This is a genomic window from Bacillus cereus group sp. RP43 (genome assembly GCF_040459645.1).
Classification (GTDB): domain Bacteria; phylum Bacillota; class Bacilli; order Bacillales; family Bacillaceae_G; genus Bacillus_A; species Bacillus_A mycoides_C.
Window position 1 is genome coordinate 228,754 of record NZ_JARVHQ010000002.1, and the last position, 26,715, is coordinate 255,468.

The window sequence follows — 26,715 nt, forward strand, 5'->3', positions numbered from 1 at the left end:
TATCCTTGCCGGAAATTACATGTTTTTGAGGAGATTTAGTTGATTGTTCGAGGGAAAAGGAAGCATATCTTTGCCGTGGATAAATTATTAACCCATAAGCTTGCCGTGAATGCTGTCGGTTTGTAATAAAGTGTGATCAAAAGCATGCTACAAAAATTGATTTTTCAACAGAAGAAACCCAAACATTTTGAAAAAAGTGTGATCAAAATGCTTGGGTTATTTGTTGCTAGTGAATAATTTTTTATAAAAAGTTTAATCATTTTTCTACCTGTGTTTGCTCCACGATCGCGCCCGATTCTGAAAGATTTCAAAAACGTTTATTTTTCTTTTAACAATGAATACTTTCGATAATTTTTATAGAAACTGCTACCCAAAAAAACAAACAGAAGTGTGGGAGACAACTTCACAAGGACAAATGGAGTTTCAAATAAAAATGCCTTCCAAAATAATGAATCTTTCATACTCCAAAGACCTTCATGATATAATCCCGAACCCTTGTAAAACATATAAGAATAAGCTAAACACAGCGTACCAAACCAAAATGAATAACCCATTAATCTTTTATAATAATTATCCGTTGATTGGCGATCCGAGAAGATTTCATTTTGATCATCATCTTCTTTTTGCCAATACCGTATTCCACTAAACCAGGACCCCTTTATATAGTTCCAACCGAAATCCTTATATATCTCTTTGTATTCAACCAACTTTTTCTTAGGTAAATAATCTTGATAATCAAGTCGCATAACATATCTCTTGTCAGTTTTTTCGAAAGTGTATATTCCTAATCCACTAATATTTGTACAACGATAGCCTTTTTGTAATTGCTCGTTCAACCATTGCTCCTCTTTTTCAATATCAAAAAACATCTTAAATATCTTCATTGGATTCACTTCCTTCGTACAGGGATAAAATATGCAATAACCTGTTTTGTTCCATTTTCAAAATGGCGCTTCCTTCTGCAGTTATCATATAAACTTTTCTTCGACCTAACTCTCCAACAGGTTCAATCCAACCATGCTTACTCAAGTTTTCAATCGCACCGTATAATGTGCCAGCTGCTAAAATAACAGTACCGTTACTTATCGTTTCTATCTTCTGCATTACGGCATAGCCATGGAGTGGCTCACGCAAAGCTAATAAAATATAATGCATGGTTTCAGACAACGGTAATAATTTATGTTTCATATCCTCACCCTTTATTCAGTTCGACTATATAGTTCAACTTAATAACAATTTAATACAGTTCAACTGAATAGTCAACAACATTTTCAAAATTAGTCAAATGAACTTAAAGTAAATAGCTTGATAACAAGGGGAAAATTAATCTAAAAAGTTACTTTCCTTACGTAAGGGAAAGTGACTTTTTTGTAGTCTTATTCAATTAAATGGCCTTTTAGTGGAGTAACTTTATTGCCGCTCAACAGTTCCTTAATCCGCCTTTCAGTTCGGATTTTCTTTTCACTATAAAAACATCCCTTTAGATAAACAGATCCAAAGGGACAAAACATCGCGTCTTTTTTATAAACGCCGTGACTTTATTTAAAAGCGACATTAAAAATATTTTTCAAATCCTGGAAGCATAAGTTTGCCTCAAACAAAAAGCATCATAAGCTTGCCGAAGCGGCAAACTTATGGTTCATATCACAATTAAATACGAAGAATGTAGTTGCAGTTCGATTTAAGGTCCAACAAAACAAACGAGCATAACTAACGAAAATAAATGTCTTGTTTATATGTCTAAAAGTTGACGGTTTGAAACTCTATGAGCGCAATGAAAGCAACGATGTAAGTTAAGATTGGGCAACAAATAAATTTGTGTTACCGAGCGAATTGTACTTACTATGTGGCATCGATTATAGTATTTTGTCTCAAAACTTCTGTTACAACAAGTTTAACAACAAGCCTAATCTGTTGTTTGAATTATCCTCTCCGATAAAAACAGAAACATTCCGTGATTCATGTAGTATTTCATCGCCAATTCCGGTTAATTTACTTACCCGTTTTGCAGGGATCTATAATAACGATTTAAAAAATTCTATTGGCAAAGATATTACGCTGAAATTTGCTGATCCAAAGGTAAAGCAAAATAAGACGCCTAAGAACTTGTTGATTGGCGATAGTATTACGAATGCCAATGGTCCATTTTACGTGAAGTATTGGCTTGAAAAGTTAGGTTTTACTCCTACGATGATAGGTACAGTGGATAATGGTCATAACAATTATGGATATGGAATCGAAGGGTGAACAACAAAGGTAAAAGGCGAAGGTCGAGGTGGGTGGCGTTTAACAGACTTCACAGGCACAACAAAACGGAAGGATGGGACGATCTATTTCAAGCCAGATAATCCATTTTGGAATCCAAATACACAAGCATTTGATTTCACTTATTACATGAATGCAAACTCATTTGATGGTGTAGATTATGTCATCTTTATACTTGAAACAAATGACATCACTGGATTTAGCCATGAACTTGAAACGGAGAATATTGCTCAACCGACAATTGAAGAAATCCTTGCTTATACACCAATTGAATACAAAAAGATGATTGATTCAATTCATCAATACAACCCTGGTATCAAAATTGGTATTATTCCGCCGCCATTAGCTGGGAGAAATGACGATTTCAACTTTAAGCAAGCAAGAGTCGCAGAAATGCAGCAGTATCATTTTGATAAGAAAATAAATAATGTGTATGCATTAGGTAATTACTTAGCGACAGGAAAATTCGCGTCTAAGACTTTTGAATCTACACCAAGACCACCAGTAGATCCATTAAATAAATCATACAGGCTCGCAATATCACCAAACGTCCATGATGCTGTAAATGCACAAATGATTCACGGATTATGGAGTGCGAGTTGGATTATTAATCAGTCTAATTAATAAAAGGATTTAACAAATAAATCCTTTTATATGATAAATTTAACGTATCACAATTACTCCTAGGAGGATATATCAAGATGAATTTTAAAAAAGTAGCAACTATTTCTATCGTATTAAATGCAGCATTTTTTCTTGTAGGTGGTTATTTCGTCTACTCAAACGAAGGGATTTCTTATATTAAGGATAAAGTACCATTCTTTACAAGTGATGATAGAGAAGTAGAGACACCATCAGAAACAAAAGTAAAGGGGACTGAAGTGTCATTATCTACAAGTGATAATAATGATAAAAAAATAACGTTTACTCCATTGCATAAAGTACGAGAATCTGTATTTAATAGTGCGGAATCTGTAGGAACGGGAGTAGTATTTTTAGGGGATAGCTTAACAGATTATAATGAATGGGGAGAAGTTTTCCCACATGTTAAGACGTATAATCGTGGAATCAGTGGAGATACCACGATTGATGTGATGTATCGTTTAAACCAGGTAATGTCTTTAAAACCATCTAAAGTATTTCTTATGGTAGGAATAAATGATTTACGAGCTAAAACACCAAAAGAGGAAGTAGTAGACAACTATAAGAATATTGTTAAACAATTAAAGACAGATTTACCAGATACCAAAGTATTTATCGAGAGCATACTTCCTGTTCGTGTATCTAAGCCTTCTAATTTAAAAAATGAGGATGTTAATTGGATAAACAAAGAGCTTGAAAAAATAGCTAAGGAAAATGAATATAAATTTATTGATTTACATCCATTATTTACTGATAATGATGGCCAGTTAAAGGAAGCGTGGACAGTAGATGGCGTACATATAAATAGTACAGGATATAAGGCATGGGAAAATGAAATTAAAAATGATGTTTATCGATAAGTAAATTTCTAACAAAATACGGCATTTAAAACAAAACGAAGCATGTTTATTACATGCTTTTTTATTTTGCATAAAGGAGTGAAAAAATGGCCGAATTAAAACACGATGATATGAAAGAACTACTTGTAGGGTTAACCAGAGTAGAAACAAAGCTTGATACACTAGGTAATGTTAAAGAAGTCGCAATTGAAGCGCAACAGTCAGAAAAGAGTGCTCATATGCGTGTGGATAGATTAAACAAATTAGTTTTTTGGATTGGAACTACAGTAGTAGGGGCTATTATCACAGGTGGGATAATGGCTCTTTTTAAATTCACAGGAAAGTAGGGAGAAGCATGAATAAAGAAAATATCAAAAAACGATTCCGCAACTGGCGCACCTGGGTTGCGGTTTTTTCTTTGCTTGGATTCTTATTTACAAGGTTCGGTGTTCCTGAAGCTAAGAGTTTCTTAGATGAGCTGGCACCTTATTTATTATCAGTTGGTATTGCTTTAGGAATTTGGTCAGATCACGAAGAAAAAGGAGAAGATGCTTAATGAAAAAACAAATTAAACTAGTTTCCTCTGTATTAATGACCTTACTACTCCTGTTTAGCTTTACTACAGGGGCTTTTGCTGATAGAACGCTTATTATTGATGATTTATATAAGCAAGCATATCGTTATGGCGTAGGAGCTTATGAAGGCGTTGTGGCGCATTCATAAGCAACTCCTGAAGCGCCGGCTATTAATATTCAAAAGTATGAGTCTCGTACATGGCGTTCAGCATTTGTACATTACGCAGTAGATTGGAATGAGACGATTCAAATCGCAGATACGAAATACATTGCTTATGGAGCAGGACCAAGTGCGAATAAGCGCTTTGTACACGTAGAGTTATGTGAAACCGCCGACTATACAAAATTTAAACGCAGCTATGATAAATACATTAAGTTACTAGCTAAAATCTTACGTGATCGTGGAATTAGCGTAGAAAAAGGATTGTGGACGCATAGCGATGTGACGCATCATCTCGGCGGCACAGATCATGAAGATCCACTTGATTACTTACGCAGCCACGGTGTTTCAGAAGCCCAGTTCCGAGCTGACGTGCAACGTGCATACAATAATTCTAATGTAGCAGTTTCAGTTCTTGAAAAGCCATCTAAACCAGAAGCGGTACCAGCAGCTGTAACAGATGGTATTGCTTATATTGAAGGATACAACGTTAATTTACGTAAAGGACCAGGTACAAGCTATTCTAAGATTCGTCATTTAAATAAACCAGAATCATATATTGTGTGGAGTGAAAAGGATGGTTGGTTAAATCTTGGCGGTGAACAATGGATTAAGAATGATCCATTTTATGTGAAGTTTAATAAGAAGAGTGCAGTAGATTCTTCTATTGTTGGGAAGCGCGTTATTTCAAAAGTTAACAATCTACGTTTCTATGATGCTCCATCTTGGCAGGATAAAGATGTGGCTGGTTCTGTAGATATAGGATTAGGATTCACGATTGATGCGAAAGTAAGTGTTAATGGTTCGCCACAATATAAGGTACATAATAGCAAAGGTAAAACATATTATGTAACTGTAAATGAAGCCTATGTATATGTGAAGTGAGGTGAAAAAGGTTCTCTTAACTGAGAACCTTTTTATTTATCTCCAACGCCATTCTATTTCATTTGAATCAAAATAGACAGCGGGTATTCCAATTCCCTCTAATTGATCATTTTTAGATACAAACCAATTGTTTTCATCCAATAGAATTGGATTTACATCATCTAAAGATGGATTATTTTCATCTACCATTTTGTTAAGAAACTCTTTGAAATCAGAAATATTATTAGTGAAGTTAATATTCCCATACATCCAAAAACCATCACCATTTTCATTGGAAATATCACCTAAATGTATGTCTTTAAAGTATAGTTTCATAGCGAATATCCCTCTTATTCCTTAATGTTAAAGTATTTAATAGCAAAATTCATCTTATGTAAAGTTTAATAAGAAAATTACAGTGGATTCTTCTATTGTAGGTAAGCGTGTTGTTTCTAAAATTAATAACCTACGTTTCTATGATGTTCCATCTTGGCAAGATAAAGATGTTGCTGGAACTTTAAATATAGGTGAAGGGTTTATAATTGACGAAAAAGTAAAGGTCAACGATTCACAGCAATATAGGGTGCACAATAGTAAAGGGGAAATATACTATATTACAGCTAGTAATGTATATGTACGTGTGAATTGAGAATAACAGCCGACTCGATATAAATGAGTCGGCTGTTATTATTTTAACTATGACAACAATTCTTCTACTCCGACACCATCTATTAACAATGCTTCTAATGAAGGAGCTATTTTAATTGTCTCTTCAATATCTAAATCTCCAAAATCCACTGTATATAATCCGAATCCTTCTTTTCCATCTACATATAGTAATGCTTTTCCGCCTTCATCATCACCGATTGCCAGTGAATTTGGTATATATTTTTGAATATCATGTGCTTCATTCATCTCTATGCAATCAGTAGGGTTCCAAATACGTATGTAAAGTTCATTTTGTACATTAATCTCTGCATTTGTACAATGTTGGATTACTTCTAAATAATCTAATGGTACATCTATTGATGAGAACTTTTGTAATTCTTGAATAGCCTCTTTACTCGCTGGTGATTCATGAGCTTCTAATGTGAAGGCCCCATTTAATTTTTCTAGAATATTCATTAATAATCAATCCTTTCATACTTTACTTTTAATTTATCAAGCATTTTATATTGCTGTTCTAAAGTTTCTGAAATGTTTTCTTTAGGAAATCCTGCGTGTTCAAAATCAGATACTAGATTTTTTAATTCATCTTGTAAAGTAGAGCTCCATTTTCCATTGCCTGAACTTAAACGCTCATCACGTCTTAGATTCTGTGCATTAGAAATAATGGTATGAGGTAATCCTTTTCCGGTCTCAATGGTCACTGTTGGTGCGAGCTTCGGGTCATATCCATACTTACCTAAATTTTCTTTTGCCCATTGTTGCTGTAAGCCATGATGTGATTGTAAATTACCGCCGTTTGGTCCTCGGCCCTTAGGCTTAGGCATTGAATCACGATGTGTTTTATTAAATAATACATAATTTGGTTTTGCGCTGGTTACAGCTTTAGTAGCCTCAACGGCCTCAGTGGTCATTTTTACCCCTTTTCCCAATTAAAATTATGAGATAAAAAGAAAAAAATGTAAACACAGAAATTTTAGATTAGTATAGTAATATTTATATAAAATAAAATCTGCTTAATTGTAAATAAAGCCTATGTATATGTGAAAGAAGAGCCATCCAACAGGATGACTCTTTTCATTTAACTATTTAATTTTGCTATTCAAATAGTTTATCCATTAAGTCCTGGACTTCGCGTCTTTTTTTATCTGTTTCGTTCTTATCGATTGTATACTGATCATCCTCAATAATAAGAACGTCACCTTCTTTTGCAGTAGAAGGGAGTTTTGATTTTGGTACATCAATTGTGGAGTTATTAATTTCAATAACTGCTAGTTCTCCTTCAAAACGGTCAATAATACCTCTTTTCATAATTATCTCTCCGTTCTTACAGAAATGTTAGAACCATCACTGTTAACAACTACTGTTCCATTTAAATCAGTTCTATATACCTTAACAGACATTGCAGATAACTTGGCTAAAGTTTCTTGTGTTGGATGTCCATATCGGTTACCTGCACCGGCGCTGATTACAGCAATACTTGGTTTAACTGCATCCAAAAATGGCTGGGAAGAAGAAGTTTTACTTCCATGATGGCCAGGTTTTAATACATCAGATTTTAGGTTAGAACCATGCGCTGCAACCATATCTTTTTCACTTTTTGTCTCAGCGTCGCCAGTAAATAAGAATGATTTGCTGCCGTGCGTTACTTTTAACACAGCACTCCATTCGTTTAAGTCGTCACCATATTCTTTAACTGGGGCTAAGAACTGTGAGTTTAAACCATTGATTGGTAAAGTTACACCAGTTTTTGCTTCTTTAATTGTTAATCCTTTGTTAGCTACTGCAGTTAAAAAGTCTTTATATGTTTGTGTGGTATGGCTTACTTTAGGAGCGTAAACATTTTTTACATTCATAGAATTAAGGACCTCATCTAAGCCACCTACATGATCTGCGTCAGGGTGTGTAGCAATCATATAATCAATTGTTTGGAATCCTAATCCTTTTAGATAATTCGCCACTACTTTACCTTTTCCATTGTTGCCTGCGTCAATAAGGATTGTTTCTCCGCTTGGAGATTTAATGAATGTTGCATCACCTTGTCCGACATCAATATAATGAACCTCTAAGTTACCCTGAGGCTTAGGAAGAGCAGGACGGAAACTTGGTTCTAATACGCGAGCTAAGAATGCAGCGAATTGCTCACGAGTTACTTTTACGTCTGGACCAAATGTACCATCAGGCAATCCAGCGGTGATATTATTTTGAGCTAGAGTTTTGATATATTGGTAACCCCAATGAGTAGATGGAACATCAGGGAAATTGACGTCCGCGCCTGTAGGCTTCAAATCAAAAGTTTTAACGAGAACTACTGCCATTTCTGCACGAGATAATGAGCGGTCAGGGAAGTAGTTTTGCTCACGTTGTACAATGTTATTATGTGCTAACTTATGTACAGAATCATAGTAATAGATACCTTTGGTTACATCAGAAAAAATATGATTATAGCTAGATGGTTTTTCTAATTTTAACGATAAATCTAGCATTAAGGCCATTTGTCCACGAGTTACATTGTCACTTGGCTTAAAATGTCCTTCTGGAGTACCATTAATAATGCCTTTTTCTGATAAATAGTTAATCTCTTTAATTGCCCAATGGCCAGCTTGGACATCAGGGAAAGATTTAGCACTTGCAAGATTAGGGATGAACAATGATAAAACCATTACAAATGCTGTTAGTAATAAGCTTAACTTCTTCAAGAATATCGCCTCACTTTTTATGTTTTTAACGAATTTACCGAAAGAATTCTCCTTCCTCAAGCGTGTGAAGGGCGATAGCCCAACGGTAGGTGGGAGATGAATTCCGGTTTGGCATAGCCAAAAACTTTTGATAAACTAGCTATATGAAGTTCTTTGATAACTTGATATATGAGGTTGCAGGAAGAAAATAGAGTGCGAAAACCAAGCCATTCGGTTCCTGCGTAAAATATCAACCGTACCAAGAGAGCGTCCAAGCGTTGGACATCTAGGGGTGGAACACCCCGAAGTAACGCTCAGGGAGACGAAAGGTTACTTTCGTCGTGGAACTGAGAAGCTCCCACTTCAAGCTTTGCTAAGTGGCGAGTAGTTCACCCTACTTAACCTTAGCATTTTTTACAAATAATTCAAAGTTTAATAGGATAATATAAAGTGCAGAATGGCAAAAGGAAAACATACTATGTAACAGCAAATGAAGCCTATGTGTATGTGAAGTAAGGTGAAAAAAGGTCTGCTCAGATTAGAGCAGACCTTTTTTGCGTTTACTTAATAACTCTTATTAATTACGAACTGGACGGAAACTTGGTTCTTGTAAACGCGCTAAGAATGCAGCGAACTGTTCACGAGTAACTTTTGCTGTAGGTGCAAATGATCCATCTGGGAATCCAACAGTAATTTTATTCTGAGCTAAAATTACAACATAGTCATATGCCCAATGAGTACGTGGGACATCTTTGAATCTAACGTGAGCTCCAGTCGATTTTAAATCAAAAGCCTTAACGAGTACTACAGCCATCTCTTCGCGTGTTAATTCTCGTTCGCCAGCGAAATTAAAACTATTAGCTATGTAACCGTAATGCATTAATTTATGTGCAGCATCATAGTAATAGGAATCGGCCGGAATATCTTGGTACGTGTCCTTGTAGTTATATGGCATTTTTAAATCTAATGCTTTATCTAACATTACAGCCATTTGACCACGAGTTACATTATCGATAGGTTTGAAATACCCCTCTGGAGTACCATTAATAATTCCTCTTTCAGTTAAATAGTTAATTTCTTTGTACGCCCAATGAGTAGTTTGTACATCTGGGAATGATTTAGCACTTGCAAGATTAGGAATAAAAAATGACAGAATCATTGCAAAAGTAGTTAGTAACAGACTTGCTTTTTTCACTAAAAACACCTCTATATATTTTTATATTTATATATTACCATTGATAATTGCAAAAATAAAGTAGATTTACTGGACTTTAAACTTTTATTAAAAATGATATAGAGTTTCAAAAAAAAGAATCCATTATGTGGACCCTAGGTTATTTTACATCAATAATATCTATGAACTTCAATGTCATCTGATTGAAAAATGCATCCGTACAAATTATAGATTTATTCAGTGGATCAATATCAACAACGGTCATATAGCTAGTAAGCAAATGACCATCTTCATAATAGGTAATTTTTTTTATTTGCTTTCGACAAAATATGACAATATAGTTGTAACCATTTCTGTTATGATAATCTCGGAAATCTTACATTTTACATAACTGGAGGAAAGAAAATGTATAAAAAAATGGGTACAATTGCTTTAGCAGGAGCACTTGCTTTTAGTTTAGCTGCATGTGGTGAAACAGAAGTTAAAGAAGTAAGTAAAGACAATGCTCCTAAACAAGAGGAAAAAAAGGACAAAAAAGCATCTACTGAAAACAAGGTTTATAAAATCGGGGATACAGTAGAAGTTAATGGTCTACAACTAACTTTCAGTTCAGCTAAATTCGTTGAACCTAACGAATACATCAAAGCTGAAAAAGGAAAAGTTTTAGAAATCGCATTTAATGCTAAAAACAACGGCAAGAAAGATATATATTTCGGAACTTCTGAATTAAAAATTGCTGATGTTAACGGCAATCAATTCAAAGAGTACTTTGGCGGAGGAGATACATTCGTAAACGAAAATATTGCACCAGGTAATCAAATCACTAACAAAATGACATTTGACGTTCCAGAAGGTGATAAATTCGTTGGTACATTCAAACCAACATTTACATTCGATGAAAAATCTGTCAAATTCGAATTTGACGTGGCTAAATAAGGAGAAATTAAAATGAAAAGAACAGCTGAATTTGTATTAGGACTTATTGGTGGTATTTTCGGTATTATTTGTGCATTTATTGCATTATTAATCGGCGGTATGGGAGCTGCTTTCGAAGCAGAAGGTGCAAATACGATTATTGGATTAGGGTGGGGTGCTGTAGGCCTATCAATCTTAGGAATCGTTGGTTCTGTTATGGTAAGAAATAAAGCAAAAGTTGGCGGTATCATGATGACTATCGCTGCTATTGGTGGATTTGTTTGTATTTCTATCTTCTTCTTATTACCAGGAGTATTATTATTGATTGGCGGATTAATGGGAATCTTCCGTAAGGATAAAGCTGCTGTATCTGCATAAAACGAGCACTCGTAAGAGTGCTTTTATTTTGTAGATTGCATCCAGGAAAAACAACAAGAATTGAGGACAACTATGAAAAGAATCATTTTAACTATTATCACGGCAATGTTAGTTTTATCAGGTTGTGGTGGACCAGAGTATACCACTGAGAATTTAGATGGTATTGTCTCCGGAATATCAAAGGATAAAGAGATTAAAAAACATCTGAAATCCGTTACATATAAAGAACTAGAAAATACAGACCCAAATGCTGAAAATCCATATTATTCTTATGACATCGTGGCTTCCCTTAACGATTCATTTGATAACTTACAACCTAAAGAACAATATGAATACTTAGTATCCATAGGTAAAATCATTGAAAAACAAGGCGGAAAACCGCAAGGTAAAGATGGTGCGGGAAATTTATATTGTGGACAAGGCGTTGCATGCGAAGTGTTTAGCATTGTATTGAAAACAGAGAAACACGAATATTACGCATCTTATAATTATTATACCTCAGTTGGAGATCAGCTGCACTTAGATGATAAAGATAAAGGTTATATTGAAAGTAATATTATTTACGATGCAAGTGCTAAAGATGGAATACCTGTTAAACCCGTCAAAACTGAAACCAGTACTACACCACCTTCAACTGACACTTCCTCATCAGCTAATGAAGAAGTAGAAAAGATTAAAAGCGCCACTGGTAGAGATTGGGTTGAATTATCATTTGATGATAAATTTATATATGTTCAAACAGTTATTGAATCAATGAAATCTGCAGGTAGATCAGTAACAGCCGACGCATATTGGTTTATTGATGCATTAAACGCCTACTATGGAGGCGGAGAAGAAGCCACCGTATCAGATAAAATAATTGATATTATGGCAATGTCTGGGGTTTCTGGTGGTGTAATCAAGTAAATTAATAATAATGCACTCGAAAGGGTGCTTTTATTTTGTTCTAAGACATAAATAAAAATAGAGGTGATAGTCATGAAGAAGGGATTTATGGGAATATTATTGGCTGCTTCATGTCTTATGTTCACAGGTTGTTCAGCTGATATGAAAGTAGTGGAGACGGCTACTAAAGATAAATTAGAAGATAGTCAGTTAGGACCATACATTGAAACAGTTACTTATAAAGCTGGCGAAAAGGAAGATGATGACACGCCTGTGAGTGTTCAAATAAAAGCGAACGAAAAATTCTCTGACTTATCTAAAATGGAAACATACGCAGCTATGAACGACGCGTTCGACAAAATTATAGGATCTTATAATCAGGTTTCTTGTGGAGGTAATAACAACTGCAGATACACAGACATCCAAGTATTAGACAATCAAGATACATATGTTATGAATATTATGTATAGAGGGCTTCTTATTAACGATTTTGAAACATATACAAAAAATGATTATATAGTAGATGCTGATAGAAAAGAACAAAAAGAAAAAGCAACTAATAATACTTATACAGGTAACTCCAATAATACATCTAATTACACACCACATAATAAGGAACAGTATTCTAGTAACGGGATTAATTACAAATCAATATTCACATTCATGAAAGAGCAATATAACATCCTTACAAATAATGATGAAAACTACATCCCTGAAATGCATGATCCGCAAGTTGCTGAAATCGCTGCTAAACATTTCGGGATTACAGCTAAAGAAGCTGGATATATCTATGAAAAAGTTCAAATGGATGCTTTTAAATAAAATATAGATTTTAATCATAATAATATAAAAAGACGCCTGTATAAGCGTCTTTTTATTGTCTCTATACTACTCATCATATTTCACATCATCATACATTTCATCAGTATGTTTTTGCATCTCCTTTTGTTCCTTTTCTTGATCTAGTTCAATATTTTCATCTTGATTATCAAATTTATGAGAATCGATAAAAGTTATTGCAGCTACTGTACCTCCAATAATAAATACAGTATAAAACAACCATTTTAATAAAACTAACCCAAAATCATTTCTAGTCTCTCTAAGGAATCTACTAGCAGGAAATAAAAGGAGTAAAAGAGCAGCAATAACAAAAACTCCTATTCCAAATAAAAGTTTCAAAAATAACTTCCTCCTCACTACTAAATCAAAATAAATACATAAAATAGTATATAACAACCAGATAAACTCTGACTAAATACATATTATTAAAATTAAAGTGGTTCAAGTCGGAGAAAGGCACCTTAGGGTGTCTTTTCTTTATGCATTAAAAAATCGATTATCCCTTAGCGTGGTAAATCCCCAATATACTGGAGACTCCTGAAAAGACAAGCAAAATAAAAAAACTCCAGTAATGGAGCACTCAAAAAAACAGAAAATTATTATCATTATAATCTATATAGTGAATCAGTTCGAACTGAACCATCCGGTCTGATTTAAGGATAGGTTATTCCCACTCTTATTTTTTAAAATCCACCTAAAAATTTGTCCGAGTACAAAATATACTGCTATCCCAAATATAAAATTTAGATTCCAAGTATTTTCTGAGATAAATCAGATATTGATATTGGTTTCCGAAAAAAAGGACTAAATAAAGGACTACCATCTGGAGACGGAAATCTTGCAGCTGCAAAGTTTGTAACACTAATTTCTTCCGAGATTGTACCTATTTCACCACTTGCAGCAAATATCTGCACTGTATCTCCAGCTTGTAATTGAAGAATAGAAGAAACAGCCACAATATTTATGGCATTACTATTTATAAAGTTATTTTTTACTTGAATAGGACTACTGTTAAGAAAAATAACTATTGCTATTGTAAAGGTTGGTTCAGTTGTTTCAACTGTAACTCCTATACTTGCCTCAATTAAATATACTCCATCTTGTTTTGGAATAAATAATGATACATTCCCTGGAATATATTCATTATTTAAATCAAATTCCTCAGTATCAAATCCAACTAAAGTGAAATTTGTACCAATGGTTTGTGGACTGCCATTAACAGCCCTAAACGCCGATTGTGGTACCGGTCCTGTAGGTCCTGTTGATCCCTGTATTCCAGGAACCCCCTGTTCTCCCGTAGGTCCTGTTGATCCTTGTGTTCCTGGAACTCCCTGTTCTCCCGTAGGTCCTGTTGATCCTTGTGTTCCTGGAACTCCCTGTTCTCCCGTAGGTCCTGTTGGCCCTTGTGTTCCTGGAACTCCCTGTTCTCCCGTAGGTCCTGTTGGCCCTTGTGTTCCTGGAACAGGAAACGCGCAAGAAATATCACAAGGATTAAATTTATTTTTTGATGGCATAAACAATCAGACTCCCTTACTTAACATATTCATTATATATAATGTAAAGTGAGCTGTTGTTCCTGTATGTTTATCCAGGATTATCTAATAAATAGTGAAAATATACATCATATTCATGCAAAGCTAACATGATACTCCAATACATAAAATGTGGTTATCAAGTCGGAGGAAGGCACCTTAGGGTGTCTTTTTTTATTTCTTAAAGAACCTGCTCATTCATCATTAAAAAGCATAAGGTTATGTAAACTTCATTTTTATTTTTAAAACAAATTGGTTAATTGATTTAGATCATTTTAATAAAGTATTGAATACTATGAAACTATAATCTATAGGTTATTAATCTTTTAATTTAGTGGGAGGTGAATTTAAAATGCCTTTCTCTACTGGTCCGATTGAAAACGTAGGAAATCAACCTAGTAATGCAACTAGAGCGAGGGTTAAAATTCTCAATCGTACTGCAGGTCCACTTACTGGGGTAGTTAGATCTTTTAGACTTGACGGTACAAGAACATTAATCGAACAGGTAAACTTTAATGTGGTTGCTAATGCTTCTGGTTTTGTAAATCTAAGTTTAGTTCACTCTACTTTGGGACAAGCTCTTCAATACGAAGTTGAAATTGTTCCTAATCAAACCGGTGGTTTATACAGTGTCTACGGAATAGCACCTGGTAATGTTATTATTACTGCACAACGAGTCTTGAATTCAGAACTAACGCAGATTCTTTAGTGTTAAAAGTAAAGTGGTTCAAATCGGAGGAAGACACCTTAGGGTGTCTTTTTTGTCTTTCGACAAAATATGACAAAATAGTTATCACTAGATTTGTTATGATGATGCCGAAAATCTTATATTATTTTAAGTAGTACTTACACAACCATCAAAGAAAAAAGGAATTGTTAATTGATGATAACCATGTCTTTTTGAACGTGAATAAGAGTTCTAGTTTATCAGATGTTTAAATGTATATAAAAAATTACCTGAAGGGGATAGATATTTGAAAAAGAGGCCGGTTGTTATAATATGTGGTTTAGTTTTGGTCGTTTTTGGGGTTTGGGGATGGGATAAATATTTGGATTACAAATACGAAAAGGAACGTGCACAGGTCCATGCTGACTATGAAAAAGAACTGATAGAACGTGAAAAGGAACAAACCAAAAAGCTAGCCAAAGAAGAAAAAAGATTAGAAGAGTTAGAAGAACAGAATCGTAATGCAGAAGCTAAGCAGAAACGTATGATTGATGCTTTCAACAACTTACGTCAGGGTATGTCCTACGAAGAAGTTGCAGCCGCGTTCGGTGGAGAAGGTGATTTAAAAAACCAAGGTACATATAGTAACGAATGGAAAGACTATAAAAAAAATCACCCTGCGTATTTTTGGAACTATGACAGCATCTACAATATAGTTTGTAATTTTAGCTATAACAAACTAACGTCATGTAAGAAACAAGAACGTGTTCGAGTGAAAGTAAATGGAACTTGGTATGAAAATTAATCCCATCTAGTTCTTGATTGATGGATTTTTCTTATATAAAAATGGTCGTCAACAAAGGCGATAATTCGCTAAACAACCAGCGTTGTATGTCAAAATGCTGCTAAACAACAAAGAGATACTATGATTTGATTTCATCATAAAAGAAATCTTTTCCAAAACAAAGAAGTGAATCTTTACCAAAAACAAGAAGAGTGCCGATTGACTCTCTTCTTGTTTTTAATTAATCTATTAAGATAGTATCGTTACAACAATATATATATAAGATCCTTAAGTAAGCTTTCCATTTTGGTTTGAAGTAAATTCTACAAAGACTGCCTGACCTCTTGAAAGAAATGAACTACGTCGCAGTAGGAGTTATATCCACAGCTGTAATTTGACAAGTTGAAATAGCAAATCTAAAGAGTGTAGTTGGATTTAAAGGTATTGGCAAAGTACCTATCACTATGCCAAGAGCTGTTTGTTCCACATTAAAACCCGTTGCCATAGAACCATTACTTACTAAAAGATTCACTATGGATCCGATATACGTATCCAGTAATTCTCTAATTGGTCGTTCACGACAATCACATTCGCATCCTAAATCGGCAGGTGGCAGTAATGTTAGCGGTGGTACTGTTAGTGAAAATCCTACCCCTATTACATCAGAAATATTGACCACGAAGGTTGTGGTACTAACTGGATCTGTGACCGTAACTAAAAAATCATTCACGGAAATAATATTGAATAAAAAGAAACGAGGGGCTACGTTTGGTGCATCTGCAATAGTTGCAAGAATCACATTCTGCCCAATAAGTTGTTGTAAAACATTCTGCATTGGGAAAACACAGCAATCACAAAGACAGCCTTCAGTTGCTCCTGTTGGACCTGTTGGGCCTGTTACTCCTGTTGCTCCAGTCGGACCTGTTACCCCGGTTGCTCCTGTTGGACCCGTTGGGCCAGTAGGACCTGTTGCTCCAGTCGATCCGGTGACTCCTGTAATCCCAGTCGGACCAGTAGGTCCTGTAGGCAAAGTAAATGGTGGAATAGGTGGGAGTGTCGGACCAATTAAGCTTGGGTCTATTGCCGCACCATGTAAATCTTTTTCTTCTGACATAGGTCACCTCCAAAAATACTTATCATACTAAATAAATGCAGTTTGAAAGCAATTATGACAAAAGGACCCATTGACTCTCTTTTTTATTTGTTTAAACTCCAAAAAAGCTTGAGAGTTTTTCGAAATGCTGGTGGTATCCCAAATATCACTTAACATGGTAAAATAATATTTGGATAGGAGTCCAATACATATTATTAAAATTAAGATGATTCAAGTCGCAGGAAGGCACCTTAGGGTGTCTTTTTTATTATCTTCCGACAAAATACGACAATATACAGATAACTAGTTTGCTACTATAAGTTGAGAAATCTTACATTTTTGCTGAAATAACTAGTACATACTGGAGGCACTCAACATGAAACGAAAATTACTTACAGCATTAGCATGCAGCGCGTTACTTATGGGAATGGTTGCTTGTAGCTCAAACGAGAAGACTACAACTGAATCAAAACCTAAACAAGAAGAAAAGGTTCAGGAAAAACCGAAAGTTCAAACCATTCAAAAGCAACAAAAAGATAATTATGTAGTAAGTGAAGATGATTTATCTAAAGCGGCACAGTCGATTGGAGAAATCCAAAACGAGCAAACTATAAATGACATGTTGATACATATGTCTCTCCAAAAACTCACATTCAATGGAAATAATCTTCATGTTCCTGGTACCCGTGATGTAGGTCGATTTCAAATGACCAAAGCAAACATTCAATACCTAAAAAACAACTTAAATGTTATTAATGATGATGAAAGACAAAGCTATGAATCTCTTCTGAACAAATGGTACGATGGAGATTTCGAATCTGCAGTTGAAGACTTTGAAGAAATTCATTATTTACGTTCTGGAAAAAAGAAAAGTATGGAGGGATCTAAACTAGCTAAAAAAACTGATAGTGATGAAAAAGAATTTATTCTCCATTTCTTTGGTCAAGAAGGATTAGATATTCATAATAAAGAGTGGAAACATGGAGAGTTATAGAAATAAAACTGAATTCCACTCCACTAGGAAGTAGAATGTTTTTACTCTTTAATACGGTATTTCCTTTTGGAGTATTATGATAGCTTAACTTGATCGGCTCGGCATCCAATACATATTTTTAAAATTAAGATGGTTCAAGTCGGAGGAAGGCACCTATTCTGGTGCCTTTTCTTTTTTATATTTTAGTAAAACCTCCCATCATTTTTATTGACTATCAAAAAAATTCGATTCAAATGGCTCAATAGTAGTTTCAGCTTCATCCGGAACTACATCTTCCTCAATAAGATTAGAACCATCATTTACCACTTTACTATTTTCATTATCTTTTAAAGGATAGTATGGTGATGAAGTTTTATCTTTTATTTTAATTACACCCTTTCTTCATAATAAATAGTTTTAATTTTGCACTAATACTACTTTGCTTTGTCTAGCCTTTTGACACTGTAAAGAAGTAATAACCGGATTATTCCTCGGTACAGTCGGATACATAATATTATTTACATTATTATTATGAGCTATATCTCTAGCATTCGTCTGGGGATTAATATAAGGTCCTGATGGATCAATAGTAAGAAAAGCATTCTGGGCAGAATCATAGCTAGTAAATAAAACATGACCATTTTCATGAGCTAAAGCATAACTCCCAGCTGCTTGATTAGTAAGTGCTACATAACCAAATATCTTATAATCATTTGCATTTCTAAAGTCTGCAAATCTTCCAGAACCAGTCCCAAAAGTCCTACCGCTTCCACCAGCAAAATAGTCTCCACTTAAATAAACAACATAAATTCCAATAGCATTATTAGTAAGACCTTTAACTTGACTAATTAACGTATCAACTGGACCCCCATTTTTCATTGCTTGATTAGTTGTTAAAACACTAGCATTTATTATTTTCTGAGTAGAATATGTTCCACCTGAAACAAAATTTATACAACTTGTCCCTCCAGTCTGCCACGTCTGATTACATTTAGCAATATCCGCATTTAATCTTGCGCGACGTTGAGTAGCGGTTCCACCAGAAGTAGAACCATTAGTGAAAATACCATAAACAAACACATTATAAGAAGCCAAACATAAAACAACTCCTTTAATAAAATAGTAAATACTAATATAAACTATTAATAAAATGGACAAGTTGTGTGGACAAAAAAGCAGTTAATTTCACGTACTATAGTTTATTGATAAAACCAAATCCGACAATAAAGCATATTCTAAATATCCTCCACCAAAATAAAAACCCCCTAAATAGGAGGTAACATTAATTAATCTTAGAATCTACTTCAGAAGTATCAACATCTTCACCAAATAGATCCACTAGTTTATCTTTTGCTTGTTTTTTTACATCTTGATCTATATACATCATTACTTGCATTAAAGCTATACCTAAAGCTCCTAAATCATCTGCATAACCAACAATTGGTGTAAAATCTGGTATTAAATCAAAAGGTAAAATGAAATAACCTAAAGCTCCAATAATGATTCCTTTAGTTTTCATTGGAACGGTATCTTTTTGAAGAACATAATACAATAATAAAACTGTATATATAGCTTGAGTTCCAGCCTTCTTAGCGTATTTCTTTACTTTATCCCAAAACTTATTATCCGAATAATGTTTACCTGAACTTTCTAATTCTTTCTCTAGATCCTTAGATGAAGTCGACATAAAAAATATCCCCTTTCTCGTATATAAGAATAATAATATCAGGTTATTAAATAAAAAGTATAATAAATAACTAAAAATATCCATAAAACTTATTCTAATCGTCGTCCCTTTATCCTCTAACCAAGTAAGTAGTAATCCCCTTATTTATTCCTCTATCTTAGTAGGTAATTCTCCCAGATGTTATACAATCTCATATTTTTTAGCTTTTCTTCGTAATTAGCCTTGACTGAAGGTTTTGAGGGTTTTTATCATGTGGGAACGATTATGGAACACGGCTGGAAGGCAGATTTATCCCCTACTTTGAAAGACTACAAAAAAGTAATCAGTCAAAATAGATGGATAAGCGTCTTTGTTTTCGCCATGCGGTCACTTATAAGGTATCCGTATGTATAGACCCTGTTCACTCAGCGATCTTCACCGCATACATCCTTTTTCTATGGCTTGTCCTTGTAATATCGTCCCTACACGACAAACTGAATGTACTCCCTAGCACCGTAATGCTAACGATAACCACCCGAACCTTTTAGAGAATCGTCCCTGGGCAAGTTCTCGCCCTCCCTCACCAGAAGAACAGGATTCCAATGAGGGGTGCTGTTTTTGTAGGCGTGTACTCTGTACCCCCTGCACGACCAACAGCTAGCCACGCCGTAACACGTTCCCGCTAAATGTATGGCAGCACGGAATTACGGCTTATCAGTTTTTATTAACGTGGTATCAGGGGTCACCATACATGTCCATCAAGCTAATAATTTGAAGTATTCCTTAAGGTTCTGATGAGATGTGGATTCAGTGTTAAAGGTGAAGACAACGGTTTTTCCAATGCACGTAGATATGATTTAGAAGAATTTGTTCTCACCCTAAGCTATGCAATTAGTATGAGGAGAGCTTCTTCTGTTTTAGAGGGCTATTCTACAATGTAAGTGCCGCATGACTTCTGCATAACGATCTTCCATTATCGGGCGCATTTCTTAAAAAAGAATTGCATCTTTATTAAGAATCGAAAACCATGAGTGATTTCAATAGTAGCTGTCTCCATGGGAGGAAAGACCTCGATAACAATGTGTGAAACGAAGACATCAATGTTGTAGTCAGTATATTTAGGTAAAAACAAGTCTAAAGTTCCCTTTTTCTAGGAATCTCGAGCATTCAACCTACTGATAAAGGGAAACCTAAAGGGCATACTAAGATTATATTTAAAATGGGAGGTTATAAATTTGAGTACAATAGAGAATGCAATATCTATCTTCGCCTTAGGCGGCTTGAATGAAATCGGAAAAAATATGTATGCAATTGAATATTCAAACGATATTGTGATTATCGACTGTGGCAATAAGTTTCCAGATGAAAGTTTATTAGGAATTGATTTGATTATCCCTGATATAGCTTATTTAGTAGAAAATAAAGATAAAGTCAGGGCTTTAATTGTCACACATGGACATGAAGATCATATCGGGGGGATCCCGTTCTTCTTAAAAAAATTGAATGTACCCGTTTATGCCACACGCTTCACACTAGGATTAATTGAAATCAAATTAAAAGAACATAAACTCCTAAGAGAAAGTGAACTTATTGAAATCAACTCAAACTCAAACTTGACAATTGGAGAAATAAGGGTAAGTTTTTTCAAAGTGACCCATAGCATTCCTGATTGCTTGGGAATAGTCTTTCACACACCAGAGGGGAATATTGTACATACAGGGGACTTCAAGTTCGATTTAACCCCTGCGAATAATGAGAATTCGGATATTCATAAAATGGCTGCAATCGGCAAAGAAGGGGTCTTGCTTCTATTATCTGAGAGTACCAATGCAGAGCGTCCTGGTTTGACCCCATCGGAACAAATAGTAGGTGAACATGTGGAAGCAGCTTTCATGAAAGCCGAACGCAAAGTTATTCTTTCTACCTTTGCTTCAAATATTAGTCGCGTTCAACAAGTCGTGAATGCAGCACAAAAAACAAATCGAAAAATTGCGTTACTTGGACGAAGTATGGTTAATGTCATAGCGGTTGCTAAGGTGAAAATGACAATAAGTAGCCGAGGTATTGAGCCGACTCTACGGAGTATAAACGAGAAGATTCTTAGTCTTCTCCCAGTCACCGAACACAGGGCGTGTAGCCATACTAGTTGATACGGTGGTTTGGAGAAGGTTGAGAGTAGTCTTGGCCTTGGAATTAGAGGAACTTTGCCATTTGTTTTCTCTCTTTTCTCACATCCCCTTTAATATTTTTATAAGCTTGTAAAAGAGCCGTTACTCAATTGTAGCGGTTTCTTTTTGTTATAATGAGGTAAAGGTGATGGATGGAATAAAATGGGGTACTTAAAAAAATTAATTATTAATGACTATGATAAAGATCCGCAAAAATATTGTCCTGATTGTAACAAACAAATTAGTGATAATGATGCGAGTGAATTTAAAGGTAAATGTAAAGAGTGTTATGAAAAAGCAGAAGTACATAATTAATAAGTGAGAAGCACCCATAATGGGTGCTTTTTTCTTTGTTATATAGAAATTACACATTAAACATATATTTATACGAATTGTTACTACACGTTAAGGAATAGTAATAAAACGATGATACTGATGAAACCGTATAAAAACAAAAAGAATCCTAATATGGGTAGTTTTTTATGAAATTCGAGCATGATAAACCTCCTTGGGCATATAGAAGATTTTAATATATTGTTGGTCTATTTAGAAGAAAAAACATAAATTGGTATATGTGAGAATGTAATAGACAATTGTTTTAAATAATTATATAAATAGGAAGAATCCAATAATTAAATTCATATATTTACTCTAAGAGGTACAAATTCGATGCGACTTGAAAAGGATTTGTTAAAACAATGGAAGGCGGATTTACAAGCTGTTCAAGAAGAGAAAAAGCTGAAGAAGAAGGCTAAGAAAAAGAATAAGAAATATAGAATTCCTGGCAATACAGCTGACTTCATGAATGGCAATAATACTTATCGTAAAGAGAATGGGGTATGGAAGCAAAGAAATAAATGACGAGAGGATAAATAAATCGATTAAACCAATAGCAATTATCGTAGGCGCTGCCGTGATCTGGGTGGCGTCTTGTTTATTGTTAAAGAAAGATTTGATAAGTATATATAGTATTTGAAGTGTCGAATAAACATTTTCTAATGCTAGTATAGAAGTTTCTGTTCCTGAGAAACCATCTAAACCAGCAGAATTCCCAACGGCTGTTACTGATGGTGTTGCTTATATTGAAGGATACAACGTTAACTTACGTAAAGGACCTGGGATAAGTTATTCTACAATTCGTCAATTAAACAAACCAGAAGCTTATGTTGTAAAAGCTATACTGTAATGAATATGGAGCATAAAATTAATTTCAATCAAACAAAGGAGAGGAGTCTATTCTATGACTCCTCTCCTTTGTTTGATTCAATTTATATGACCTTTTTTAAGCACGAATAGCTTTTAAAATCGACACTTTGTTCGTAGTAAACAGTACATAATTTTGTTTTACCGTTTTGATTAAAATACGGTCTGTTGTCCCATAGGCTGCTCCAATACGAATTGCACTAGGATCTTCAACGCCAGCATAGGTACCATCTTCAGTAACCTCGATTACATCACGTAAAGGGATTGTAACCTTTACCAATTGCCATTTAATTATTAACTCTTCTTGTGTTTTTTTTACCTGAATACCTAGCATAGTACCAAGACCTTTCTATAATAGAATGCTACACTTCTTATCTTATTATACAAATTTTTAGAATATTATTCTATATGTTGAAATAGAATTGGTTTCTACGTGTTAGTATCTAATGCCTATCAAACGTATAGGAGGATTTGCTGTCTTTCTGTTACAAAATATGTTAAGAACAAAAGTTCACATCAAGTTAATATGAATTTGATATGGTTGCAGTATGATGAACGAGAAACATTTAGAGTGGCAGGAAGGAAATGAATCATGAGACTTAAATTAGTAGGAATCTTCGCTTGTATGATTGTGATGCTAGGTATCATTATACTTAACAGCAACATATCTATTGGTAAAGGACCTGGAAAGACAAACTATGATAATAGCAAAAACTCCATAAATAAAGAGAAAGTAAGTTCTTTTGCAAGTGTACAGGCTGTAGTGAATAAGGAATATGGGTTGCCTGAAGACTATAAGCCAGAAGATTTAGTTGTACCAAATGTACCATTCTCATTTAGTGGAACGGTAGAAAAGAGTCACCTTCGTAAAGAGGCAGCTGACGCACTAGAAAAGTTATTTGATTTAGCAAAGAAAGAAAGAATCCAGTTGAACGCTGTTTCAGGATTTCGTTCTTATGAATATCAAAAAAATCTGTATGCTAACAATGTTAAAGGGAAGGGACAAGAGCATACGGATCGTTTCTCGGCAAAGCCTGGACATAGTGAACATCAAACAGGGTTAACGATGGATGTTTCTTCTAAAAGTGCAAACAATGAACTAGAGCTAGCCTTTGCGAATACGAAGGAAGGAAAATGGTTGAAAGATAACGCACATCGTGCAGGGTTTATCATTCGTTACCCAAAAGGTAAGGAGAGTATTACAGGGTATGCTTATGAGCCTTGGCATATTCGTTATGTAGGAGATATCGCTGACAATATATATAAAGAAGAACTAACTTTAGAAGAATATATGAATCAGAAAAAAGAAAAATGAAGAATCAAACTGAATTGTAATAGAACATAGAGGTAATGAGTGCCGACTATAAAAAAAATTAGTACAATATAGATAAGAGAACAATTTGTACACATTTGTAAAATAGCGCTTGAAAGATTCACAGTTAATAAGTCTAACACGTATGGGTAAGTATACGTAATTTTAGAATGAGTTAATACATTGGTAAAGCATACTTTTATCAAGTGGTGTGAAAAGAATTAGGGATTTAGTAAAGAAATTAAAAAGTCCCCACATAGGTGTCATTAACTTGTTTAAGTTATTTTGACACCTATGTGAGGGCTTCTTTGTAGAAAGTTACAATCATTTTGAAAATAAAAATGATTTGAGCATTCAAGTGATATATTATATGAATACTAGTATCGAACAACAATGAGAAAACATTTTTTATAGATAGAATAAAGGATACCTTTGACGTAAAAAGGACTTAAGGAAACACTCTCTTTCGATATCACAACCTATTCAGTTTTTAGAGATTAAAGTTAACTGTTTTGTATTAAAGTTTTCATAACGTGTATTTATATGCTGAGTAAATTCTATAAGCAATCATGTAATCAATATAAAAATGTATAGGTGAATGTATCTGAAACTAATAGATATTTATACTGATGAAAGGTGAATGCTGCATTTTGTTGGATGAGCATAAAAAAATTTTAAAAAGGGGGAAAACAAACACCTAACAACTTCGCACGAAATACCAATTTTACGCAGAATAATACGATTATATAAAAATCAAATACAGTATCTAGGGATTTCAAGCCCAATTGCATGAATCTTAGTATATTGGTATACACCATATAATTGATATTTTATATAAGAATAATCAAATGCTGAATTACTCATAAACAATTTTTATAGTGAATTTCATTTTAATTTATAAGAGCTTTTCTTGTGTTATCTAACTACCTCCTGATTAACCTTGATTAAATTAACCAATTCACATTTTATAACGACTTTTAAACTGTGTTCATGTATTCATTTTGTTAGAATGTATATTTGAAAATCGTTTTATTTTATATACATATATAATTTTATCGCCAAATATGAATTTATCACTTGGTTATCTATAACTTTTATTAGAATAATTACACTTTCTCATTCAATTTCGAGTGAATTTTAGTATTACATAATTTAATTATGTAAATAAGTTCGTGTAAAAATTGAATTTAACGCGAACTTGTGTTCGTGTATATTTTCTGTTATAGTATATATGAGGTGATTTTTATGGATTACAGCAAGCAACGTCAAAAATCAGTACATCGTAAGAAATTATACGAGAATTTAAATGAAATGCCCTTTTACATAGAAGAATTTGTGGAGTACAAAGAATTGCATGATGCCTCTCCCTCCACTCTACTGAATTATGTATATGATTTTAGAGTCTTCTTTAATTGGCTATTATCTGAACAAATTATTGAATTTAAGCCCATTAAAGACATATCCTTCTCTGATTTGGAGAATTTAAAGAAAAAAGATGTTGAGAACTTTATGAGGTTTTTAAAACTACAACAAAATATGCAGAATTCCTCTGTTAACAGAAAAATTTCAGCCTTAAAGTCTTTATTTAAGTACCTTACCTCCCTATCAGAGAATGATGATGGAGAATGTTATTTTTATAGAAATGTAATGGCTAAAATTGAAATACATAAAGATAAGGAAACATTAAATGCCCGTGCAAAACGTATGAGATCTAAAATATTTCATAATGATGACGATCAAGAGTTTTTGAATTACATTAAGTACGAACATGAAAAATCTTTAACAAAACATCAGTTGTTCTATTTCCTAAGAGATAAAGATCGTGATGTAGCTATCCTTTCCCTTTTTCTTGGTAGTGGTATTCGTGTAAGTGAATTGGCCGATCTCCGTATGGAAGATATAAACTTAAAAGAAAGGTTAATTGATGTAATCCGAAAAGGAAACAAAGAAGATTCTGTATGGATTACACCAATTGCATTAAATGATCTTGAAAAGTATATGGAAATTAGAGTAAATAAATACGCTCCAGGGAAAGAATTACAAAATGTGTTTCTATCGAAGTATAAACATACTGCACAGCCTCTTTCGGTTAGGGCTATCCAAGATATAGTAGAAAAATATACTAAGGCCTATGGCAAAAAAATGTCTCCTCATAAATTAAGACACACATTGGCAAATAAATTATATATGGAAGAAAAAGACTCATTACAAGTCATGCAGCAACTTGGGCATACCAGTCAAGATACAGCTTTGTTATACACTCAACTTGGGGAAACAACTATTAAAGATAGTTTAGGCAGAATAGGGAAGAATAAAGTATAAAAGTTTAGCAATTTTATTTTGCTGAACTTTTTCTGGTATTCAAATGAGGTGTATTATTCGTTTCAATCTTGATTTTATTATGTAAAAAATACATAGTTCGAATTCTACTTTAGT

Annotated in this window: 31 protein-coding genes and 5 pseudogenes; 21 read left to right on the forward strand and 15 right to left on the reverse strand. The window is 34.1% G+C overall.

Features of this window, described 5'->3' with window-relative positions; translation table 11 throughout:
- Positions 1-317: 317 nt before the first annotated feature.
- Together QCI75_RS27850 and QCI75_RS27855 are read right to left on the reverse strand one after the other, a co-directional pair.
- Entirely contained in the window at positions 318-884 is a 567-nt protein-coding gene (locus QCI75_RS27850; protein ID WP_353761758.1) for a DUF2812 domain-containing protein, read from the reverse strand.
- Positions 871-1,188, reverse strand: coding sequence for a PadR family transcriptional regulator (locus tag QCI75_RS27855; RefSeq protein ID WP_353761760.1), 318 nt, complete (start codon positions 1,186-1,188; stop codon positions 871-873). The genes QCI75_RS27850 and QCI75_RS27855 overlap by 14 nt, the downstream gene beginning before the upstream one ends.
- 726 nt (positions 1,189-1,914) lie before the next feature.
- Here QCI75_RS27855 and QCI75_RS27860 point away from each other — a divergent pair.
- From QCI75_RS27860 to QCI75_RS27885, 7 genes are all read left to right on the forward strand, one after another.
- Entirely contained in the window at positions 1,915-2,247 is a 333-nt protein-coding gene (locus tag QCI75_RS27860) for a hypothetical protein (protein ID WP_353761762.1), read from the forward strand.
- 147 nt (positions 2,248-2,394) lie between these two features.
- A complete protein-coding gene (locus QCI75_RS27865) occupies positions 2,395-2,889 on the forward strand; it encodes an SGNH/GDSL hydrolase family protein (RefSeq protein ID WP_353761763.1) in 495 nt (164 codons plus the stop codon).
- A gap of 77 nt (positions 2,890-2,966) precedes the next feature.
- Positions 2,967-3,767, forward strand: a complete 801-nt coding sequence (locus tag QCI75_RS27870; RefSeq protein ID WP_353761764.1) for an SGNH/GDSL hydrolase family protein — start codon at positions 2,967-2,969, stop codon at positions 3,765-3,767.
- 86 nt (positions 3,768-3,853) lie between these two features.
- Positions 3,854-4,093 (forward strand): hemolysin XhlA family protein, encoded by a 240-nt coding sequence (locus QCI75_RS27875; RefSeq protein WP_353761765.1) that lies wholly within the window; start codon positions 3,854-3,856, stop codon positions 4,091-4,093.
- 8 nt (positions 4,094-4,101) lie between these two features.
- Positions 4,102-4,302: a hypothetical protein gene (locus QCI75_RS27880; RefSeq protein WP_353761766.1), complete on the forward strand. Its 201-nt coding sequence runs from the start codon at positions 4,102-4,104 to the stop codon at positions 4,300-4,302.
- Positions 4,302-4,469 (forward strand): hypothetical protein, encoded by a 168-nt coding sequence (locus QCI75_RS30625; RefSeq protein ID WP_483299481.1) that lies wholly within the window; start codon positions 4,302-4,304, stop codon positions 4,467-4,469. Before QCI75_RS27880 ends, QCI75_RS30625 begins: the two co-directional genes overlap by 1 nt.
- A 27-nt stretch (positions 4,470-4,496) precedes the next feature.
- Positions 4,497-5,366 (forward strand): N-acetylmuramoyl-L-alanine amidase, encoded by an 870-nt coding sequence (locus tag QCI75_RS27885; protein WP_483299485.1) that lies wholly within the window; start codon positions 4,497-4,499, stop codon positions 5,364-5,366.
- Positions 5,367-5,402: 36 nt separating this feature from the next.
- Here QCI75_RS27885 and QCI75_RS27890 read toward each other — a convergent pair whose 3' ends face one another.
- Entirely contained in the window at positions 5,403-5,681 is a 279-nt protein-coding gene (locus QCI75_RS27890; protein WP_353761767.1) for a hypothetical protein, read from the reverse strand.
- 52 nt (positions 5,682-5,733) lie between these two features.
- On the opposite strand from QCI75_RS27890, the pseudogene QCI75_RS27895 reads away from it, so the two are divergent.
- Positions 5,734-5,994: pseudogene (locus tag QCI75_RS27895) on the forward strand (N-acetylmuramoyl-L-alanine amidase); the annotation flags it as partial.
- Between the two features lie 47 nt (positions 5,995-6,041).
- Here the strand turns inward: QCI75_RS27895 and QCI75_RS27900 are convergent.
- The 6 genes and pseudogenes from QCI75_RS27900 to QCI75_RS27925 form a co-directional block, all read right to left on the reverse strand.
- Positions 6,042-6,470 carry an SMI1/KNR4 family protein gene (locus tag QCI75_RS27900; RefSeq protein WP_353761769.1) on the reverse strand — a complete coding sequence of 143 codons (429 nt, stop codon included), beginning with the start codon at positions 6,468-6,470 and terminating at the stop codon, positions 6,042-6,044.
- A complete protein-coding gene (locus tag QCI75_RS27905) occupies positions 6,470-6,925 on the reverse strand; it encodes a hypothetical protein (protein WP_353761770.1) in 456 nt (151 codons plus the stop codon). The genes QCI75_RS27900 and QCI75_RS27905 overlap by 1 nt, the downstream gene beginning before the upstream one ends.
- 184 nt (positions 6,926-7,109) lie before the next feature.
- The gene (locus tag QCI75_RS27910; protein WP_002162229.1) at positions 7,110-7,322 is read right to left on the reverse strand and encodes a DUF3006 domain-containing protein; all 213 of its coding nucleotides are present in this window, start codon (positions 7,320-7,322) and stop codon (positions 7,110-7,112) included.
- A 2-nt stretch (positions 7,323-7,324) separates the two neighbouring features.
- A complete protein-coding gene (locus tag QCI75_RS27915; RefSeq protein ID WP_353761771.1) occupies positions 7,325-8,710 on the reverse strand; it encodes an S-layer homology domain-containing protein in 1,386 nt (461 codons plus the stop codon).
- Positions 8,711-9,278: 568 nt separating this feature from the next.
- Positions 9,279-9,884 (reverse strand): annotated as a pseudogene (locus QCI75_RS27920) (S-layer homology domain-containing protein); the annotation flags it as partial.
- Between the two features lie 139 nt (positions 9,885-10,023).
- Positions 10,024-10,167 (reverse strand): annotated as a pseudogene (locus QCI75_RS27925) (YolD-like family protein); the annotation flags it as partial.
- A 101-nt stretch (positions 10,168-10,268) separates the two neighbouring features.
- On the opposite strand from QCI75_RS27925, the gene QCI75_RS27930 reads away from it, so the two are divergent.
- The 4 genes from QCI75_RS27930 (at position 10,269) to QCI75_RS27945 (ending at position 12,863) form a co-directional block, all read left to right on the forward strand.
- On the forward strand, positions 10,269-10,799 hold the full coding sequence (locus tag QCI75_RS27930; RefSeq protein WP_151582602.1) for a DUF4352 domain-containing protein: 531 nt from the start codon (positions 10,269-10,271) through the stop codon (positions 10,797-10,799).
- 12 nt (positions 10,800-10,811) lie between these two features.
- Positions 10,812-11,156, forward strand: coding sequence for a DUF4064 domain-containing protein (locus QCI75_RS27935; RefSeq protein ID WP_353761772.1), 345 nt, complete (start codon positions 10,812-10,814; stop codon positions 11,154-11,156).
- Positions 11,157-11,228: 72 nt separating this feature from the next.
- Positions 11,229-12,062, forward strand: coding sequence for a hypothetical protein (locus tag QCI75_RS27940; protein WP_353761774.1), 834 nt, complete (start codon positions 11,229-11,231; stop codon positions 12,060-12,062).
- 72 nt (positions 12,063-12,134) lie between these two features.
- Positions 12,135-12,863 carry a hypothetical protein gene (locus QCI75_RS27945; protein WP_353761775.1) on the forward strand — a complete coding sequence of 243 codons (729 nt, stop codon included), beginning with the start codon at positions 12,135-12,137 and terminating at the stop codon, positions 12,861-12,863.
- A gap of 66 nt (positions 12,864-12,929) precedes the next feature.
- Here QCI75_RS27945 and QCI75_RS27950 read toward each other — a convergent pair whose 3' ends face one another.
- Positions 12,930-13,220 (reverse strand): hypothetical protein, encoded by a 291-nt coding sequence (locus tag QCI75_RS27950; RefSeq protein ID WP_353761776.1) that lies wholly within the window; start codon positions 13,218-13,220, stop codon positions 12,930-12,932.
- Positions 13,221-13,624: 404 nt separating this feature from the next.
- Positions 13,625-14,395, reverse strand: a complete 771-nt coding sequence (locus QCI75_RS27955) for a hypothetical protein (protein ID WP_353761778.1) — start codon at positions 14,393-14,395, stop codon at positions 13,625-13,627.
- 370 nt (positions 14,396-14,765) lie between these two features.
- Here QCI75_RS27955 and QCI75_RS27960 point away from each other — a divergent pair, with 370 nt between their 5' ends.
- Both QCI75_RS27960 and QCI75_RS27965 read left to right on the forward strand, forming a co-directional pair.
- Positions 14,766-15,122: an ATPase gene (locus tag QCI75_RS27960; RefSeq protein WP_353761780.1), complete on the forward strand. Its 357-nt coding sequence runs from the start codon at positions 14,766-14,768 to the stop codon at positions 15,120-15,122.
- A gap of 265 nt (positions 15,123-15,387) precedes the next feature.
- Positions 15,388-15,885: a hypothetical protein gene (locus tag QCI75_RS27965; RefSeq protein WP_353761781.1), complete on the forward strand. Its 498-nt coding sequence runs from the start codon at positions 15,388-15,390 to the stop codon at positions 15,883-15,885.
- 337 nt (positions 15,886-16,222) lie between these two features.
- On the opposite strand, the gene QCI75_RS27970 is transcribed toward QCI75_RS27965, so the two are convergent.
- Positions 16,223-16,978, reverse strand: a complete 756-nt coding sequence (locus QCI75_RS27970) for an exosporium leader peptide-containing protein (RefSeq protein WP_353761782.1) — start codon at positions 16,976-16,978, stop codon at positions 16,223-16,225.
- 355 nt (positions 16,979-17,333) lie between these two features.
- Between QCI75_RS27970 and QCI75_RS27975 the strand changes: the two genes are divergently transcribed.
- Positions 17,334-17,951, forward strand: a complete 618-nt coding sequence (locus QCI75_RS27975; RefSeq protein WP_353761783.1) for a DUF6241 domain-containing protein — start codon at positions 17,334-17,336, stop codon at positions 17,949-17,951.
- A 396-nt stretch (positions 17,952-18,347) separates the two neighbouring features.
- On the opposite strand, the gene QCI75_RS27980 is transcribed toward QCI75_RS27975, so the two are convergent.
- A complete protein-coding gene (locus tag QCI75_RS27980; protein WP_353761784.1) occupies positions 18,348-19,088 on the reverse strand; it encodes a hypothetical protein in 741 nt (246 codons plus the stop codon).
- A gap of 124 nt (positions 19,089-19,212) precedes the next feature.
- A complete protein-coding gene (locus tag QCI75_RS27985) occupies positions 19,213-19,617 on the reverse strand; it encodes a YkvA family protein (RefSeq protein WP_353761785.1) in 405 nt (134 codons plus the stop codon).
- 1,214 nt (positions 19,618-20,831) lie between these two features.
- On the opposite strand from QCI75_RS27985, the pseudogene QCI75_RS27990 reads away from it, so the two are divergent.
- From QCI75_RS27990 to QCI75_RS28005, 4 genes and pseudogenes are all read left to right on the forward strand, one after another.
- A pseudogene (locus QCI75_RS27990) lies at positions 20,832-21,629 on the forward strand (ribonuclease J); the annotation flags it as partial.
- Positions 21,630-21,926: 297 nt separating this feature from the next.
- On the forward strand, positions 21,927-22,079 hold the full coding sequence (locus tag QCI75_RS27995) for a hypothetical protein (RefSeq protein ID WP_353761787.1): 153 nt from the start codon (positions 21,927-21,929) through the stop codon (positions 22,077-22,079).
- Positions 22,080-22,433: 354 nt separating this feature from the next.
- A complete protein-coding gene (locus QCI75_RS28000; protein ID WP_353761788.1) occupies positions 22,434-22,625 on the forward strand; it encodes a hypothetical protein in 192 nt (63 codons plus the stop codon).
- A gap of 142 nt (positions 22,626-22,767) precedes the next feature.
- Positions 22,768-22,941: pseudogene (locus QCI75_RS28005) on the forward strand (N-acetylmuramoyl-L-alanine amidase); the annotation flags it as partial.
- A gap of 105 nt (positions 22,942-23,046) precedes the next feature.
- Here the strand turns inward: QCI75_RS28005 and QCI75_RS28010 are convergent.
- Positions 23,047-23,301 (reverse strand): SunI/YnzG family protein, encoded by a 255-nt coding sequence (locus QCI75_RS28010; protein ID WP_353761789.1) that lies wholly within the window; start codon positions 23,299-23,301, stop codon positions 23,047-23,049.
- 258 nt (positions 23,302-23,559) lie between these two features.
- Between QCI75_RS28010 and QCI75_RS28015 the strand changes: the two genes are divergently transcribed.
- Both QCI75_RS28015 and xerS read left to right on the forward strand, forming a co-directional pair.
- Positions 23,560-24,282 carry a M15 family metallopeptidase gene (locus tag QCI75_RS28015; protein WP_353761790.1) on the forward strand — a complete coding sequence of 241 codons (723 nt, stop codon included), beginning with the start codon at positions 23,560-23,562 and terminating at the stop codon, positions 24,280-24,282.
- A 1,242-nt stretch (positions 24,283-25,524) separates the two neighbouring features.
- Positions 25,525-26,601, forward strand: a complete 1,077-nt coding sequence (xerS, locus tag QCI75_RS28020; protein ID WP_353761792.1) for a tyrosine recombinase XerS — start codon at positions 25,525-25,527, stop codon at positions 26,599-26,601.
- The last annotated feature ends 114 nt before the right edge of the window (positions 26,602-26,715 follow it).

Excerpts from the sequence above, each read along its gene's own strand:
- QCI75_RS27850 (WP_353761758.1), bottom strand. The coding sequence starts at position 884 with ATGAAGATATTTAAGATGTTTTTTGATATTGAAAAAGAGGAGCAATGG.
- QCI75_RS27855 (WP_353761760.1), bottom strand. The coding sequence starts at position 1,188 with ATGAAACATAAATTATTACCGTTGTCTGAAACCATGCATTATATTTTA.
- QCI75_RS27865 (WP_353761763.1), top strand. The coding sequence starts at position 2,395 with ATGAATGCAAACTCATTTGATGGTGTAGATTATGTCATCTTTATACTT.
- QCI75_RS27870 (WP_353761764.1), top strand. The coding sequence starts at position 2,967 with ATGAATTTTAAAAAAGTAGCAACTATTTCTATCGTATTAAATGCAGCA.
- QCI75_RS27875 (WP_353761765.1), top strand. The coding sequence starts at position 3,854 with ATGGCCGAATTAAAACACGATGATATGAAAGAACTACTTGTAGGGTTA.
- QCI75_RS27880 (WP_353761766.1), top strand. The coding sequence starts at position 4,102 with ATGAATAAAGAAAATATCAAAAAACGATTCCGCAACTGGCGCACCTGG.
- QCI75_RS30625 (WP_483299481.1), top strand. The coding sequence starts at position 4,302 with ATGAAAAAACAAATTAAACTAGTTTCCTCTGTATTAATGACCTTACTA.
- QCI75_RS27890 (WP_353761767.1), bottom strand. The coding sequence starts at position 5,681 with ATGAAACTATACTTTAAAGACATACATTTAGGTGATATTTCCAATGAA.
- QCI75_RS27900 (WP_353761769.1), bottom strand. The coding sequence starts at position 6,470 with ATGAATATTCTAGAAAAATTAAATGGGGCCTTCACATTAGAAGCTCAT.
- QCI75_RS27905 (WP_353761770.1), bottom strand. The coding sequence starts at position 6,925 with ATGACCACTGAGGCCGTTGAGGCTACTAAAGCTGTAACCAGCGCAAAA.
- QCI75_RS27910 (WP_002162229.1), bottom strand. The coding sequence starts at position 7,322 with ATGAAAAGAGGTATTATTGACCGTTTTGAAGGAGAACTAGCAGTTATT.
- QCI75_RS27930 (WP_151582602.1), top strand. The coding sequence starts at position 10,269 with ATGTATAAAAAAATGGGTACAATTGCTTTAGCAGGAGCACTTGCTTTT.
- QCI75_RS27935 (WP_353761772.1), top strand. The coding sequence starts at position 10,812 with ATGAAAAGAACAGCTGAATTTGTATTAGGACTTATTGGTGGTATTTTC.
- QCI75_RS27940 (WP_353761774.1), top strand. The coding sequence starts at position 11,229 with ATGAAAAGAATCATTTTAACTATTATCACGGCAATGTTAGTTTTATCA.
- QCI75_RS27945 (WP_353761775.1), top strand. The coding sequence starts at position 12,135 with ATGAAGAAGGGATTTATGGGAATATTATTGGCTGCTTCATGTCTTATG.
- QCI75_RS27955 (WP_353761778.1), bottom strand. The coding sequence starts at position 14,395 with ATGCCATCAAAAAATAAATTTAATCCTTGTGATATTTCTTGCGCGTTT.
- QCI75_RS27960 (WP_353761780.1), top strand. The coding sequence starts at position 14,766 with ATGCCTTTCTCTACTGGTCCGATTGAAAACGTAGGAAATCAACCTAGT.
- QCI75_RS27970 (WP_353761782.1), bottom strand. The coding sequence starts at position 16,978 with ATGTCAGAAGAAAAAGATTTACATGGTGCGGCAATAGACCCAAGCTTA.
- QCI75_RS27975 (WP_353761783.1), top strand. The coding sequence starts at position 17,334 with ATGAAACGAAAATTACTTACAGCATTAGCATGCAGCGCGTTACTTATG.
- QCI75_RS27985 (WP_353761785.1), bottom strand. The coding sequence starts at position 19,617 with ATGTCGACTTCATCTAAGGATCTAGAGAAAGAATTAGAAAGTTCAGGT.
- QCI75_RS27995 (WP_353761787.1), top strand. The coding sequence starts at position 21,927 with ATGGGGTACTTAAAAAAATTAATTATTAATGACTATGATAAAGATCCG.
- QCI75_RS28000 (WP_353761788.1), top strand. The coding sequence starts at position 22,434 with ATGCGACTTGAAAAGGATTTGTTAAAACAATGGAAGGCGGATTTACAA.
- QCI75_RS28010 (WP_353761789.1), bottom strand. The coding sequence starts at position 23,301 with ATGCTAGGTATTCAGGTAAAAAAAACACAAGAAGAGTTAATAATTAAA.
- QCI75_RS28015 (WP_353761790.1), top strand. The coding sequence starts at position 23,560 with ATGAGACTTAAATTAGTAGGAATCTTCGCTTGTATGATTGTGATGCTA.
- xerS (WP_353761792.1), top strand. The coding sequence starts at position 25,525 with ATGGATTACAGCAAGCAACGTCAAAAATCAGTACATCGTAAGAAATTA.